This window comes from Sulfitobacter alexandrii, from assembly GCF_001886735.1.
Classification (GTDB): Bacteria; Pseudomonadota; Alphaproteobacteria; order Rhodobacterales; family Rhodobacteraceae; genus Sulfitobacter; species Sulfitobacter alexandrii.
The window spans coordinates 423,403-436,858 of record NZ_CP018076.1 but is presented as its reverse complement, the minus strand read 5'-3'; the positions used below and the strand labels follow the sequence as shown (position 1 = coordinate 436,858).

The window sequence follows — 13,456 nt, the reverse complement described above, 5'->3', positions numbered from 1 at the left end:
CCACACATGATACGGAACCGGGTCCCCGCCCACCCCGATCACGGGGCATTGAACCGGAACGGGCATTTGCGGCGTCATCGGCGCCGGAAGGGAAGGAATTGAAATATTTGCCCCTCTGATCGGAAAATTTGTTGCAAAGCCGCGGGAAAACCGCCCCCCGGGGTTTGACTTGCATCCGCTTCCTGACTAGAGAGCGGGTCTGAATTGACGTGACGGGCCGAATCTGCGGCCTTCATGACCTATTGGAGATCGACGCGATGAAACGCACCTACCAACCTTCGAACCTTGTCCGCAAGCGTCGTCACGGTTTTCGTGCGCGCATGGCCACCAAGGCCGGCCGCAAGATCATCAACGCACGCCGCGCCCAGGGCCGGAAGTCGCTGAGCGCCTAAACGCGCCGCGTCTTGCACTGCATGACACCGCCGGAGGCCCCCGTGGACGGCAGCATCGCCAGTCCGGGGAACCATCCTCCGGCGGTTTCTTTGCGCTTGCAGACCCTCACACAGCGCGCCGACTTCCTGCGCGCCTCGCGCGGCAGCCACGTGGCGATGCCCGGTTTCGTCCTGCAGATGCGCAGGCGCAGGCCGGACGAGACGACGGACCCCGAGGCGGTGCGCGTCGGGTTCACCTGCTCCAAGAAGGTCGGCAATGCGGTGGCCCGCAACCGCGCCAAGCGGCGCCTGAGGGAGATTGCGAGGCTCGACCTGCCGGAAAAGGGCCGGGCCGGGCACGACTACGTGCTGATCGGACGGCGCGACGCCACGGCCAACCTTCCGTTCTCCCGGTTGCGGACCGATCTGGATCGCGCGCTCTCCCGGCTCCACGGACCTTCGGCATGACCCCCCTTGCCCGCCTGCTGTCCCTGCCGGTCAGGGGCTACCGGCTGGTCTTCAGCCCCTGGGTCGGCTTCAACTGCCGCTACCAGCCGACCTGCAGCGCCTACGCGCTCGAAGCGCTCAGGACTCACGGCGGTCTCAGGGGCGGTTGGCTGGCGATGCGCCGGATCGGCCGATGTCATCCGTTGGGCGGCAGCGGCTACGATCCCGTGCCGCCGAAGTGAGGCCGCCGGCCCCACGGCAGACACCCGGTCACGACATGAGCACGGCGTCACCGTCGGTGATCTGTCGTGTCGGCATCGCCTGCGCCGCCGTCCCGGCCACAGTCAGGGCAACATCGCGAAAGAAGGTATCGTCATCGAAATAGAACCGGTGCGAGATCTGCGCCCCTTTCTGCGGAAAGGCCGCATACCGTCGCGTCGCATCCACGTCGACCTGGTCAGTTGCGACGAGATCGGGCAGCCCTTTTCGGCCCGCGCGCCGGCGCCCGCCGTTGATGAAATCGCCGGAAAGCTGCAGCACCGCGTCATTGTTGTTGTAATAGTTGGTGAGCCTGCTGGCCCGACGCGCCATCACGAGGCTCCCCCACGCCCCCTGCCGCATCCACTCCGTGTCGATGTCAGCCGCGGCGAACACCACCTGATCCACGCCCCATTTACGCGCGCCGGGCGCGTCGCCGACACCCGAGAACCCGCGCAGGGCGAGGTAGGCCCCCATCGAATGGGCCAGGACATGCATCTTGAACCGGGGCGTCTCGTTGAGAAACAGCCCGATCACCTCAGTGACCAGGTAGGGGGCGACCTTCTTTGCATCGGTACGGTCCGAATCGTAGGCCAGCACATTGCCATCGCTCGGCCAGTCGAACCCCACCACCGCACCCCGGAATCCGTGGCGGCGCACCCCCCGCTCCAGTGCGGCCTGCCGATCCAGCATCGTCGTCTGCGAGGTATTGAACCCGTGCACGTAGAACAGGATCTCCCGGCTGTCCGCGGCGCGCAGCACTTCGCGGTGCCAGTCCTCGCGAGAGATGATGCCGCCCCTGCCGACCGGCCCGGCGGTCTCGTTCATCATGACATACCGCGTGAGCGCGGCCGCGTTGTTGGTGAAACGGTGGGTTTGCGCATTGTAGGTGCGCCGCGTCGCAAAGAGCCTCATGGGTCAAATTCCTTTTCAAATGGGGTCGGTAATATCCCGGCAGGATAGCACGCATGCGCGTTTCGCGCGAAAGCTATCGGGCGCCCTGCATCGCGTCCTTGATCGGGGCGGGGCAATGGACTACTGCGACGGCATGCTCGACCAACCCGAAAAAATCCACGCGCTGTTCCAGGGCGCACCGCAGACGACGGAGTTCAAGAAGCTCCGCAAGCGGATCGTGCGCGCGACAAGGGAGGCCATCGAGCAGTACGGCATGATCGCCCCCGATGCGCATGACCCGGACGCCCCCCGCGCGCGCTGGCTGGTGTGCCTGTCGGGCGGCAAGGACAGCTACACCCTGCTTGCGGTCCTGCACGAATTGCAGTGGCGCGGGCTGCTTCCCGTCGACATCCTGGCCTGCAACCTCGATCAGGGGCAGCCCGGCTTTCCGGCGACGGTCCTGCCCGCTTTCCTTGAAAAGATGGGCGTGCCCCACCGGATCGAGTACCAGGACACCTACTCCATCGTGATGGACAAGGTGCCGGCAAACCGCACCTTCTGCGCCTTGTGTTCGCGGCTTCGGCGCGGGCACCTTTACCGGATCGCCCGGGAGGAAGGATGTTCCGCCGTCGTCCTGGGGCACCACCGTGACGACATCCTCGAAACCTTCTTCATGAACCTGTTCCACGGCGGACGGCTGGCGACCATGCCGCCCAAGCTGGTGAACGAGGAAGGCGACCTTTTCGTGTACCGCCCCCTTGCGCACGTGGCGGAAGCGGACTGCGAGAAATTCAGTGCCGCAATGAACTATCCGATCATCCCATGCGATCTCTGCGGGTCGCAGGACGGGCTTCAGCGCCAGCAGGTCAAGCAGATCCTCGACGGTTGGGAACGCAACAGCCCCGGTCGGCGGCAGGTGATGTTCAGGGCGCTGATGAACGCCCGGCCGTCGCATCTTCTGGATCCAAAGCTCTTCGATTTCGCCGGGCTTTCCCTGAATCCGAAGAATTTTACCTAAAAATCCGCCGTTTTTCCCGGTCCTGTTAACGCTCGCCTGATGCCGGGCGGGGTAGGTATCTCGCGACCGTGCGAAACCCACCAACGGCGGAGGATCACAGATGGCGCGCAATGCGGTTGGGCGACTTGAGACCTGGCAATCGCGATTGGCGTCGGTCCTGGACGGGCCGGGTTGGCTGCTGGTCCTGCCCGCGCTGACGCTCGGCATCTATGTCACGGCAGGTGAAGCCGGGCTGACAGCGTTCTGCCTGACGTTGCCGGTCCTGTACCTGTGCCTCGGTCGGCGGTTGCGGTCGGCTGCGTCCGACAAGAAAAAGAAGAACGTCCTCGACCGGGCCGCCTTTGCCGATGCGGTCGCCGATCACCTGTCCCGCGCCCGGGCCGAAACCAGGCATGCCGTCACCTATGTCCTTGCCCTAGACAGTTTCGAGGCGCTGTCGGACCGCTACGGACAGGCGGCCGCCGACACCGTGATCCGCCGCACCGGGGAGCGGCTGCTGGCCGTCTTGCGCAATGCGGACGCGGTGGCGCAATTGGGCGATACCCGTTTCGGGGTCTGTACCGGCCCGGTAGAGCACCTCGACCTCGAAACCTGCATTCAACTCGCCGCGCGATTGCAGACGGCGATCGAGGAACCGGTCGCCGTGGACGGGATCAATGTCTATGTCTCCGCCAGCATCGGATTCTGCCAACTTTCCCGCGCGCCGGGCAGCGGGCCAGAGGACTGGATGCGCGGTGCCCTGATCGCCCTGCGCGAAGCGCAGAACCGGGGACCATCGGCGATCCGCGCCTTTTCCGACCAGATGCGCATCGCGATCGAAACCCGCGACGAAATACGGGAAGACGTCGCACGGGCGCTCGAGGCCGGAGAGATCCGGCCGTGGTTCCAGCCCCAGATCTCCACCGACACGGGCGAGATTACCGGTTTCGAAGCGCTGGCACGCTGGCACCATCCGCGCCGGGGCATCCTGCTGCCGCAGGATTTCCTCCCCGCGATAGAGGGGGCCGGCCTGCTGGACCGGTTGACCGAAGTGATCATGTATCACACCTTTGCCGCGCTCAAGGCCTGGGACGGTGCAGGCCTGAACGTGCCGCAGGTGGGCGTCAATTTCACCGGCGCGGAGCTGCGCAACCCGAAGCTGAACGAAAAGGTGAAATGGGAACTGGACCGTTTCGACCTGTCGCCTGAGCGCCTGGCGGTGGAGGTGCTGGAAACCGTCGTGGCCGGCATCACCGACGACGTCATCGCACGCAACCTGAATGCACTGGGGGCGATGGGGTGCCGCATCGATCTCGACGATTTCGGCACCGGCCATGCCGCGATCACCGCGATCCGGAGGCTGTCGGTCAGCCGGATCAAGATCGACCGATCCTTTGTCATGAAGGCCGATCGCGACCCCGAGCAACAGCGCATGATCAGCGCGATCCTGACCATGGCCGAAAGGCTCGAGGTGGAAACCCTGGCCGAGGGGGTCGAGACCGTGGGCGAACACGTCCTTCTGGCGCAACTGGGCTGCGACCATGTGCAAGGCTACGGCATCGGACGGCCCATGCCGTTCGACCAGACGATCGACTGGGTCAAGCGCCATGCCGCCAAGCTCGAGGACACGCCGCGGATCATGGATGGCAAACGCCACTGAGCCGCTTCCGCGGGCGGCCCGCAACCCTGCGCAGCGGGCCGACGCGGGCTGCGTCGGATCACCGCGCAGGCCCGCGGATTTCCCCGAATCCGCTTGACCTCATGGCCTCAACTCTGTTCAACCCACCCAGATCGAAAGCATCCCGAAGGTGGCGGTCCCCATGGACGAACAGAACAAGAATCTCATTCTCGCGACAGCGCTCAGCTTTATCGTGATCCTTGCATGGTTCGTCCTGTTCCCACCGCCCGAACCCGAGACCGCCGCGGACGGCACCGCGCCGACGACCCAGCAGTCCACCGAAGGAGCCCCGCCCGTCGCACCGGCGGATACGGCGACCGCACCGGTCACGGACAGCGGCGATTCCGGCGCCACCGTGTCGCTGGCCGACGCGCCGCGAGTAAACATCGAAACACCGCGCCTGACCGGATCCATCTCGCTGATCGGCGGGCGGGTCGACGACCTGAAGCTCAAGGACTACCGGACGACGCTCGAAGACGATGCGCCGATCGTCACGCTGCTGTCTCCGCAGGGTACGAACGATGCCTACTACGCCCTGCAGGGCTGGGCCGCCGGCAGCGGGCTCGATCCCGCCGCCGTACCGGGCCCGGACACCGAATGGACCCTCAGCGAAGGCGATACCCTGGGTGTGGATTCCCCGGTGACCCTGACGTGGGACAACGGGGCCGGGCAGGTCTTCACACGCACGATCTCGGTCGATGACAACTACATGTTCACTCTCGGTCAGAGCGTGGTCAACAACGCCGAAGGACCGGTGAACCTCGCTCCCTACGGGATGATCGTCCACCATACCCAGCCCGACGACCTCGAGAACTTCTTCATCCTTCACGAAGGCGCGGTTTCCATCTCCGACGGAGAACTGGTCGAGACCGACTGGGACAACATCGCCGAGGCGGAAACCAACGCGCGCTGGGGTCGCCAGGCGATCGTCAAGGAAGGCGTGACGACCGGCTGGGTCGGGTTCACCGACCACTTCTGGCAGGCGATCCTGATCCCCGATCAGGGCCAGCCGTTCGACGAGGCGCTGACCTACGACGCGCGTACGGACGTCTACCGCGCCATCACCCGCCAGCCCACACAGACCGTGGCAGCCGGCGGCCAGGCCAGCATGACGACACAGCTTTTCGCCGGGGCCAAGGAATGGGCCACGTTGCGCGCCTACGAGGACGCGGGTGTGCCGAAATTCATCGACAGCATCGACTGGGGCTGGTTCTTCTTCCTGACCAAGCCGATTTTCTGGCTGCTGCACGAGCTGAACAAGCTGATCGGCAACATGGGTATCGCGATCATCGGTCTGACCCTGCTGATCAAGGCGATCCTGTTCCCGCTCGCCTACAAGTCCTACGTCTCCATGGCCAAGATGAAAGAGCTTCAGCCGCAGATGGAGAAGCTCAAGAAGGACGCGGGCGACGACCGGCAGAAGATGCAGCAAGGCATGATGGAACTGTACCGCAAGGAAAAGGTGAACCCGGCGGCGGGCTGCCTGCCGATCCTGCTGCAGATCCCGATCTTCTTCTCCCTCTACAAGGTGATCTTCGTCACGATCGAACTGAGGCACGCCCCCTTCTTCGGCCCCTTCCAGGATCTCAGCGCGCCTGACCCGACGTCGTTGTTCAACCTCTACGGCTTGCTGCCCTGGGCGCCCCCCGAGGCTGGCACGATCATGGCGCTGATCTTCATCGGGATCCTGCCGCTGCTGCTGGGCATCTCGATGTGGCTCCAGCAGAAGCTGAACCCGGCGCCCACAGATCCGACGCAACAGATGATCTTTGCCTGGATGCCCTGGGTCTTCATGTTCATGCTGGGCAGCTTTGCCAGCGGGCTGGTGGTCTACTGGATCGCGAACAACACGATCACCTTTACGCAGCAGTACCTGATCATGCGCAGCCAAGGGTACAAGCCGGACCTGATGGGCAACATCAAGGGATCGTTCAAGCGCAAGCCGAAGCCCAAGCCGGACGCCCGGAAATGACAACGGTTACACAGCTCTTTCGCCACCCGCTGAAGAGTCACGGGCGCGAAGAGCTGCGGACCGTGGCACTGACCGCGGGGCAGTCGATGCCGTTCGACCGTCAGTGGGCCGTGGCCCACGACCGATCAAAGGCGGATGGCACGGAATGGGCGCAATGCGTCAACTTCAGCATCGGCACAAAGGCCCCGAAACTGGCCGCGATCGACGCGAGGCTGGATCCGGACGGCGAGACACTGCATCTGACGCACCCCGAACGCCCGGACCTGAGCTTTCGCCCCAACACCCAGGGCGACAGGCTGATCGACTGGGTGCAGCCGCTGGTCCCGCAGAACCGGGCCATGCCGGACCGGGTGCTACGCCTCGCGGGCCGCGGTTTCACGGACACGGACTTCCCCTCGGTCAGCCTGTGCAACCTAGCTTCCCACCGCGCCGTCGAGGGCAAGGCGGGCACCGATCTGTCGAACCTGCGCTGGCGCGGAAACATCTGGTTCGATTCCGGCCTCCCCTGGGAGGAGCTGGACTGGATCGGCAAGGAAATCGCCATCGGCGGGGCCGTTCTTGGGGTACGCGAGCCGATCCGGCGCTGCCTGCACACCGCGGCCAATCCCGCCACGGGTGAACGCGACGTGGACACTCTGGGCATCCTGAACACCTGGGATCACCAGGATTTCGGCATCTACGCCGAAGTCATCCGGTCGGGTCCGGTTGCCGTCGGCGACCGGGTCGAGGTGGCGTGATGCAACTGCGCTTTCCCGTCGCTGAAGAACCCGAGGGCCCCAGCCTCGAAGCGGGGCGCCTGCTGTTCGCGGGCGAGACCGTTTTCGTCAAAGGCGTGGTCGCGATGGACGGCCTGCCGCCCGCCGACCGGATGGAGGTCTGCTTTGCCGGGCGGTCCAACGTGGGCAAGTCGACCCTGATCAATGCACTGACGGGAACCAAGGCGCTGGCGCGCGCCTCGAACACGCCCGGCCGCACGCAGGAGATCAATTATTTCACCGCGGGGGATACGCATTACCTCGTCGATTTGCCCGGCTATGGCTATGCCAACGCCCCGCTTCCCGTGGTCGAGAAATGGCAACGCCTGTTGAAACAATACCTTGGCGGTCGCCAGACCCTGCGGCGCGCCTTCGTGCTGATCGACGCGCGCCATGGCGTCAAGAAAGTGGACGACGAGATCCTGTCCCTGCTGGACAGCGCCGCCGTGGCGTTTCAGGTGGTTCTGACGAAGGCGGACAAGGTCAAGGAAAAGGACCGGGAAAAGGTACTGGACCAGGTGCGCGATGCCCTTTCCAGACATCCCGCGGCCTATCCCGAAATCGTCGTGACGTCGTCGGAAAAGGGCTGGGGCATCCCCACGCTTCGTGCCATCATCGCGACGCTGGAATAATCCCCCCGCCGTTCCCGGAAAACAAGGCATGAGAAAACAAGACATGAATCGCGACTGGATCGCCACCGCCAAGACACTCAGCCAGGCTTTGCCCTATCTTCAGCGCTATGCCGATGCGACCGTCGTCATCAAGCTGGGCGGTCACGCAATGGGCAGTGACGAGGCCATGGACGAGTTCGCCCGCGACGTCACGCTGATGCGGCAGGTCGGGGTCAACCCGGTGATCGTCCACGGCGGCGGTCCGATGATCAATTCGATGCTGGAGCGCCTGAACATCCAGTCTGAGTTCGTGGACGGCAAGCGCGTCACGGACGCGGAGACGATGGAAGTGGTCGAGATGGTGCTCTCCGGCCTTGTGAACGCCCGCATCGTGCAGGCGATTTCCGAACAGGGGGGGCGCGCGGTTGGTCTGTCGGGCAAGGATTCCGGGCTGATCGTCTGCGAACACGAAGATCCCCGCCTTGGACTGGTGGGGCGCCCCACCCGCGTGAACCCGCGCATCCTGCGTGACATGGCCGACAAGGGGATCATCCCGGTGATCGCGCCCCTTGGCATGGGCGACGGCGGAGAAACCTTCAACATCAACGGGGACACCGCCGCCGGGGCCATCGCGGCCGCGCTGAAGGCCGACCGCTTGCTGCTGCTGACCGATGTTGCGGGGGTCAAGAATGCCGAAGGTGACGTGCTGACGGAACTGACGGCGGCGCAGATCCGCGAGATGGTCGTCGATGGCACGATCGCGGGCGGCATGATCCCCAAGACGGAAACGGCGCTCGAGGCTTTGGAAGGCGGTGTACGTGCAGCGGTCATCCTCGATGGCCGCGCCCCGAACGCCTGCCTGCTTGAGCTGTTCACCGAGCATGGCGCCGGCAGTATCATCCGCAAGGGATGATATATTCAGCACTTCAGGAGGCCGCCCTCGCGCGACACCTGAGTATCCTGGGGGGATTCCACCCACGCCCGTCCGACGATGTGCCGACGGATTGCAAGACCATCCTGCTGCTCGGACCTGACGAGCCGGCCTTCTGGCCCGCCTTTCGGGCGAGCCCCGAAGCCACCGACGGGGCGCCGGACCCGATGGACAGATGGTCGCGCCGGGTCATCGGCGATTGGGCAGAGACGCTGAATGCGCAACCGCTCTACCCCTTCGGGGGGCCACCGTTCCTTCCCTTCTACAGCTGGGCGCTGCGCAGCGGCCGGGTTCACGCGTCACCGGTGCAGTTCCTCGTTCATGACACGGCGGGGCTCATGGTGTCCTTCCGGGGGGCACTGGCCCTGACGGAAGAGGTTGCGTTGGCGGCGCCGCCCCCTCCGCCCTGCGATACCTGCGCGTCGCAGCCCTGCCTCACCGCCTGCCCGGTCGGCGCGCTGACGGCAGAGGGATACGACGTGCCTGCCTGCAAATCATATCTCGATAGCCGTGCCGGAACGGCCTGTCTGACCGGTGGCTGTCGGGTCCGCACCATCTGCCCCGTCTCGCAACGCTTCGGGCGGCTGCCGGCACAATCGGAATATCACATGCGCCAATTCACGGGGGCCTGACATGAAACGCCTGATCCTGATGCGTCACGCCAAATCGGACTGGTCCGGCGAAAGCCTCAACGACCATGATCGCCAGCTGAACCAGCGCGGCCGCAACAGCGCACATGCCTTGGGCGACTGGCTGCGGCAGAAGCGCCTGATCCCGGACGAGGTGCTGTGTTCCTCGGCCGTGCGTACACGCGAAACTCTTTCGGGGCTCGGCCTGCCGGAGGGGATCAGCACAACCTTCACCCGCAAACTCTACCTCGCGTCGATGGACGAAATCCTTGGCCAGATGCAGCGGGCGCAGGGCGATGTTGTCCTGATGCTGGGGCACAATCCGGGCATCGGGATGTGTGCGGACGCGCTGGTGACCTCGCCGCCCGATCATCCGCAGTTCATGGCCTATCCTACCGGCGCAACGCTGGTCGCCGATTTCGACATCGACGATTGGTCGGCTGCCAGATGGCACAAGGGCAGCCCCGAAGACTTCGTCGTTCCCAAGGACCTCTGACAGCAAAGGCGCCCGCGAATGCGGACGCCTTCGACCTGCCTGCCTGCGGGTCGTTTCCTAGTGGCCCAGGATCTGGCTGAGGAAAAGCTGGGTCCGCGGAGATTGCGGGTTGTTGAAGAACTCTTCGGGTTCGTTCTGTTCGACGATCTGGCCCTGATCCATGAAGATCACGCGGTTCGCGACCTGCCGGGCAAAACCCATCTCGTGGGTCACGCACAGCATCGTCATGCCTTCCTCGGCCAGTTCGATCATGGTGTCCAGCACCTCCTTGATCATCTCGGGGTCGAGCGCCGACGTCGGTTCGTCGAACAGCATGATCCGGGGGCGCATGCACAGGCTGCGCGCAATGGCGACCCGTTGCTGCTGTCCGCCCGACAATTGGCCGGGATACTTGTCGGCCTGATCGGGGATCTTGACCTTTTCGAGGAAGTGCATTGCCGTTTCCTCGGCCTCTTTCTTGGGTGTCTTGCGGACCCAGATCGGCGCCAGCGTGCAGTTTTCCAGAATGGTCAGATGCGGGAACAGATTGAAGTGCTGAAAGCACATGCCGACTTCGGATCGGATCTTGTCGATGTTCTTGAGATCCGAAGACAGCACGGTCCCGTCCACCTCGATCCGGCCCTTCTGGTGTTCCTCGAGCGCGTTGATGCAGCGGATCAGTGTGGACTTGCCCGACCCGGACGGTCCGCAGATCACGATCCGCTCGCCACGATAGACCGTCAGGTCGATGTCGCGCAGCACGTGGAACGTGCCGTACCACTTGTTCATGTTCTGGATCGAGATCGCGACCTCGTCCGACACTTTCATTTGTGTTGCAGTGGCCATGTGTCAGCCCTTTCTTAACGATGATCTGTCGCAAGGCGGCGTTCCAGCCACTGCGAATACTGCGAGATGCCGTAGCATACGACGAAAAACAGGACGGACGCGAACATGAACAGTTCCCAGTAGACCCCGTTCCAGTCGGTCGATGCGAGGATCGGTCCCCGGATCATGCCGACGATGTCGAAGAGCGAGATGACCGAAACCAGCGTCGTGTCCTTGAACAGGCCCACCGCGATGTTGACGATGCCCGGGATCGAGATCTTCAGCGCCTGCGGCAGGATGATCAGTCGGATGGACTGGGCATAGTCCAGCCCGAGCGAATCCGCCGCCTCGTACTGTCCTTTCGGAAGGGCGGCGAGACCCCCCGGATCACCTCGGCGATGTAGGCCGAAGAGAACATCGTGATCATGATCACCACGCGCAGGAACAGATCGACGTTGGATTCCGGCGGAAAGAAATATGCCAGCATCACGCTCGCCACGAACAGCAGGGTGATCAGCGGCACGCCGCGGATGAACTCGATGAAGATGACGCAGATGCCCTTGATGAGGGGCATGTTCGACTGCCGTCCAAGCGCCAGCGCGATTCCGATGGGCAGCGACAGCGACACGCAGGTCACACCCAGCATCAGGTTCAGCATGAAACCGCCAAGGTCCCGGCTCGGGATCGGTTCAAGAAGGGCGGTCTCCGACGCGCCCTCCGGGATGAGCATGCCGCCGACGAACCAGACGATCAGCGCGGCGGCGATGCCGCCGAAGAACCCCTTGGCGAAACTGCTCTGGACGAAGCGCGCGTAGACGAGGTAGCCCACCACGAAACCCGCCAGCGCCAGCAGGGGCGCCAGAACGGTGCCCCCCCAGATCAGCCAGTAGGCGACGAAGGGATAGAGCGCGGTAAAGATCAGCAGCTTGCGCGGCAGGTCGAAGAACAGCACCGGCGCCGCCGCCAGGAACAGCAGCAGGAGGGCCAGGTTGGGCCGCCAGTAGAGTTCCGACGGATACTTGAACCCGTAGAGCAACTGGTGCCAGCGCTCCGTCAGGACAGAGAAACAGGCGGCGGACCGGCCATCCAGAATCTCGCGGCAGGCAGCGAGGCTGTTGGTGTTCCAGATGCCACCCAGCACCCAGGGCAGCGTCGATGACAGGATGAGCCAGATGAAATAGATCGCGGCAATGGTCAGCAGCGCGTTCATCCAGGTGGGAAACAGGTTGTCGCGCACCCATTTCACCGGCCCCGTTGCCGTCGAAGGCGGCGCCGAAGGCGGAATGGCTGTCTCGCGTACGAAGGCGACAGACTCGGCGTGTGTGTCCGACATCTCAGCGCTCCTTCAGCTTGGTGGCGTTGTTGTAGACGTTCATGAACGCCGAGATCACGAGCGAGATCGTCAGGTAGAACAGCATCAGCAGAAGCACGCATTCGATCGCCCGGCCCGTCTGGTTGAGCGTGATGCCCCCCAGCGTCGCGGTGACGTCCGCATAGCCTACCGCGATGGCCAGCGACGAGTTCTTGGTGATGTTGAGGTATTGCGAGATCAGCGGCGGGATGATGACGCGCAGCGCCTGTGGCAGCACCACCAGGTTCATGATGCGTCCGGGACGCAGACCCAGCGCCGCCGCCGCTTCTGTCTGACCCTTCGACACCGCCTGGATGCCCGCGCGGACGTTCTCCGCGATGAAGGCGCCGGTGTAGATCGACAGCGCGAACCAGAGCGCGATCAGCGGCGCCCCGATCTTGATGCCGCCGCCAAAGTTGAAGCCCTTGAGTTCGGGGTATTCCAGCCCGATGGGCGACCCCATCAGGAAGTAGACCAGGATCGTCGGCAGAAGCAGGATGACCACGGACGGCCAAAGCATCGGCAGCAGCTTGCCGGTCTGGTACAGCAGCTTGGTCGCATAGCGGCGGTAGGCGAACACACCGAGGATCGACAGGACGAAAACACCCAAAACCACAAGCGACCCTGCCCCCCAGACCGGGGCGGGAATATATACGCCGCGATTGGTAAAGGCGAAAGAGCCCAGCAGCATCGTGGAGGCGGGATCGTCCCCCCGAAAGGCGCTGGGAGCCGGCATGGACGCGGTCATGATCGTGAAGATGATGATGATCCAGATCAGGACCGGGATGTTCCGGAAGATTTCCACGTAGAACGCCATCAGCTTGCGCACCAGCCAGTTCGGCGACAGGCGCAGAACACCGGCGATCACGCCGAAGATCGTCGCGGTCACGCAGGCCAGGAAGGCGACCAGCAGGGTGTTCAGGATACCGACGATCGCGGCTCTCAGATGGCTGGAGCGGCTGGTGTATTCGATCAGCGTCTGGTTGATGTCGTAGTTCGACGGATCCCCAAGGAAACCATAGGAAAAGTTCAGACCGGCGGCCCGGAGATTCTGGATCAGGTTGTTACCGAGATAGACGATTGCAAGTGCCAGCAGAATCGCCGCGATAGCCTGCAGGGTCAGCGACCGATAGCGCGTATCGTTCAACAGCATAGAGAGCCGGAACGACTCCTTCGGAGGGTCGGTGAGTGTTGTCATTAGATTTTTCCCTGTGTCCCAGCCCTGATTTTTTTGATGTGCCTTTGCGACACGGTCGGCGGGG

14 protein-coding genes and 1 pseudogene are annotated in these 13,456 nt (G+C 63.9%); 11 read left to right on the top strand and 4 right to left on the bottom strand.

Going from position 1 to position 13,456, the window contains the following annotated elements:
- Positions 1–257: 257 nt before the first annotated feature.
- From rpmH to yidD, 3 genes are read left to right on the top strand one after another with little or no spacing between them, the layout of a single operon-like run.
- Entirely contained in the window at positions 258–392 is a 135-nt protein-coding gene (rpmH, locus tag BOO69_RS02240) for a 50S ribosomal protein L34 (RefSeq protein WP_037911188.1), read from the top strand.
- 21 nt (positions 393–413) lie between these two features.
- Positions 414–839, top strand: a complete 426-nt coding sequence (gene rnpA / locus BOO69_RS02235; RefSeq protein ID WP_071969913.1) for a ribonuclease P protein component — start codon at positions 414–416, stop codon at positions 837–839.
- Positions 836–1,060: a membrane protein insertion efficiency factor YidD gene (gene yidD, locus BOO69_RS02230; protein WP_071969911.1), complete on the top strand. Its 225-nt coding sequence runs from the start codon at positions 836–838 to the stop codon at positions 1,058–1,060. Before rnpA ends, yidD begins: the two co-directional genes overlap by 4 nt.
- A 28-nt stretch (positions 1,061–1,088) precedes the next feature.
- On the opposite strand, the gene BOO69_RS02225 is transcribed toward yidD, so the two are convergent.
- Positions 1,089–1,991: an alpha/beta fold hydrolase gene (locus BOO69_RS02225; RefSeq protein WP_071969908.1), complete on the bottom strand. Its 903-nt coding sequence runs from the start codon at positions 1,989–1,991 to the stop codon at positions 1,089–1,091.
- A 133-nt stretch (positions 1,992–2,124) separates the two neighbouring features.
- Between BOO69_RS02225 and ttcA the strand changes: the two genes are divergently transcribed.
- The 8 genes from ttcA to BOO69_RS02185 all read left to right on the top strand — a co-directional run bounded on the left by ttcA (position 2,125) and on the right by BOO69_RS02185 (position 10,039).
- Complete coding sequence (gene ttcA, locus BOO69_RS02220) at positions 2,125–2,988, top strand: tRNA 2-thiocytidine(32) synthetase TtcA (RefSeq protein ID WP_071973593.1); 864 nt, start codon at positions 2,125–2,127, stop codon at positions 2,986–2,988.
- A gap of 100 nt (positions 2,989–3,088) precedes the next feature.
- On the top strand, positions 3,089–4,627 hold the full coding sequence (locus BOO69_RS02215) for a putative bifunctional diguanylate cyclase/phosphodiesterase (RefSeq protein WP_071969905.1): 1,539 nt from the start codon (positions 3,089–3,091) through the stop codon (positions 4,625–4,627).
- Positions 4,628–4,787: 160 nt separating this feature from the next.
- Positions 4,788–6,617 carry a membrane protein insertase YidC gene (yidC, locus tag BOO69_RS02210; RefSeq protein WP_071969903.1) on the top strand — a complete coding sequence of 610 codons (1,830 nt, stop codon included), beginning with the start codon at positions 4,788–4,790 and terminating at the stop codon, positions 6,615–6,617.
- The gene (locus BOO69_RS02205; RefSeq protein WP_071969901.1) at positions 6,614–7,354 is read left to right on the top strand and encodes an MOSC domain-containing protein; all 741 of its coding nucleotides are present in this window, start codon (positions 6,614–6,616) and stop codon (positions 7,352–7,354) included. Before yidC ends, BOO69_RS02205 begins: the two co-directional genes overlap by 4 nt.
- Positions 7,354–8,004, top strand: coding sequence for a ribosome biogenesis GTP-binding protein YihA/YsxC (gene yihA / locus BOO69_RS02200; protein ID WP_071969899.1), 651 nt, complete (start codon positions 7,354–7,356; stop codon positions 8,002–8,004). Before BOO69_RS02205 ends, yihA begins: the two co-directional genes overlap by 1 nt.
- A gap of 28 nt (positions 8,005–8,032) precedes the next feature.
- Positions 8,033–8,896 carry an acetylglutamate kinase gene (argB, locus tag BOO69_RS02195; RefSeq protein ID WP_172839481.1) on the top strand — a complete coding sequence of 288 codons (864 nt, stop codon included), beginning with the start codon at positions 8,033–8,035 and terminating at the stop codon, positions 8,894–8,896.
- Positions 8,893–9,546: a ferredoxin gene (locus tag BOO69_RS02190; RefSeq protein WP_071969895.1), complete on the top strand. Its 654-nt coding sequence runs from the start codon at positions 8,893–8,895 to the stop codon at positions 9,544–9,546. The genes argB and BOO69_RS02190 overlap by 4 nt, the downstream gene beginning before the upstream one ends.
- Position 9,547: 1 nt before the next feature.
- Entirely contained in the window at positions 9,548–10,039 is a 492-nt protein-coding gene (locus tag BOO69_RS02185) for a SixA phosphatase family protein (RefSeq protein WP_071969893.1), read from the top strand.
- 57 nt (positions 10,040–10,096) lie between these two features.
- Here the strand turns inward: BOO69_RS02185 and BOO69_RS02180 are convergent, their stop codons facing one another.
- The 3 genes and pseudogenes from BOO69_RS02180 to BOO69_RS02170 form a co-directional block, all read right to left on the bottom strand.
- Positions 10,097–10,864, bottom strand: a complete 768-nt coding sequence (locus tag BOO69_RS02180) for an amino acid ABC transporter ATP-binding protein (RefSeq protein ID WP_071969891.1) — start codon at positions 10,862–10,864, stop codon at positions 10,097–10,099.
- A 14-nt stretch (positions 10,865–10,878) separates the two neighbouring features.
- Positions 10,879–12,176 (bottom strand): annotated as a pseudogene (locus tag BOO69_RS02175) (amino acid ABC transporter permease).
- Between the two features lies 1 nt (position 12,177).
- Positions 12,178–13,392 carry an amino acid ABC transporter permease gene (locus BOO69_RS02170; RefSeq protein WP_071969889.1) on the bottom strand — a complete coding sequence of 405 codons (1,215 nt, stop codon included), beginning with the start codon at positions 13,390–13,392 and terminating at the stop codon, positions 12,178–12,180.
- Positions 13,393–13,456 lie beyond the last annotated feature (64 nt).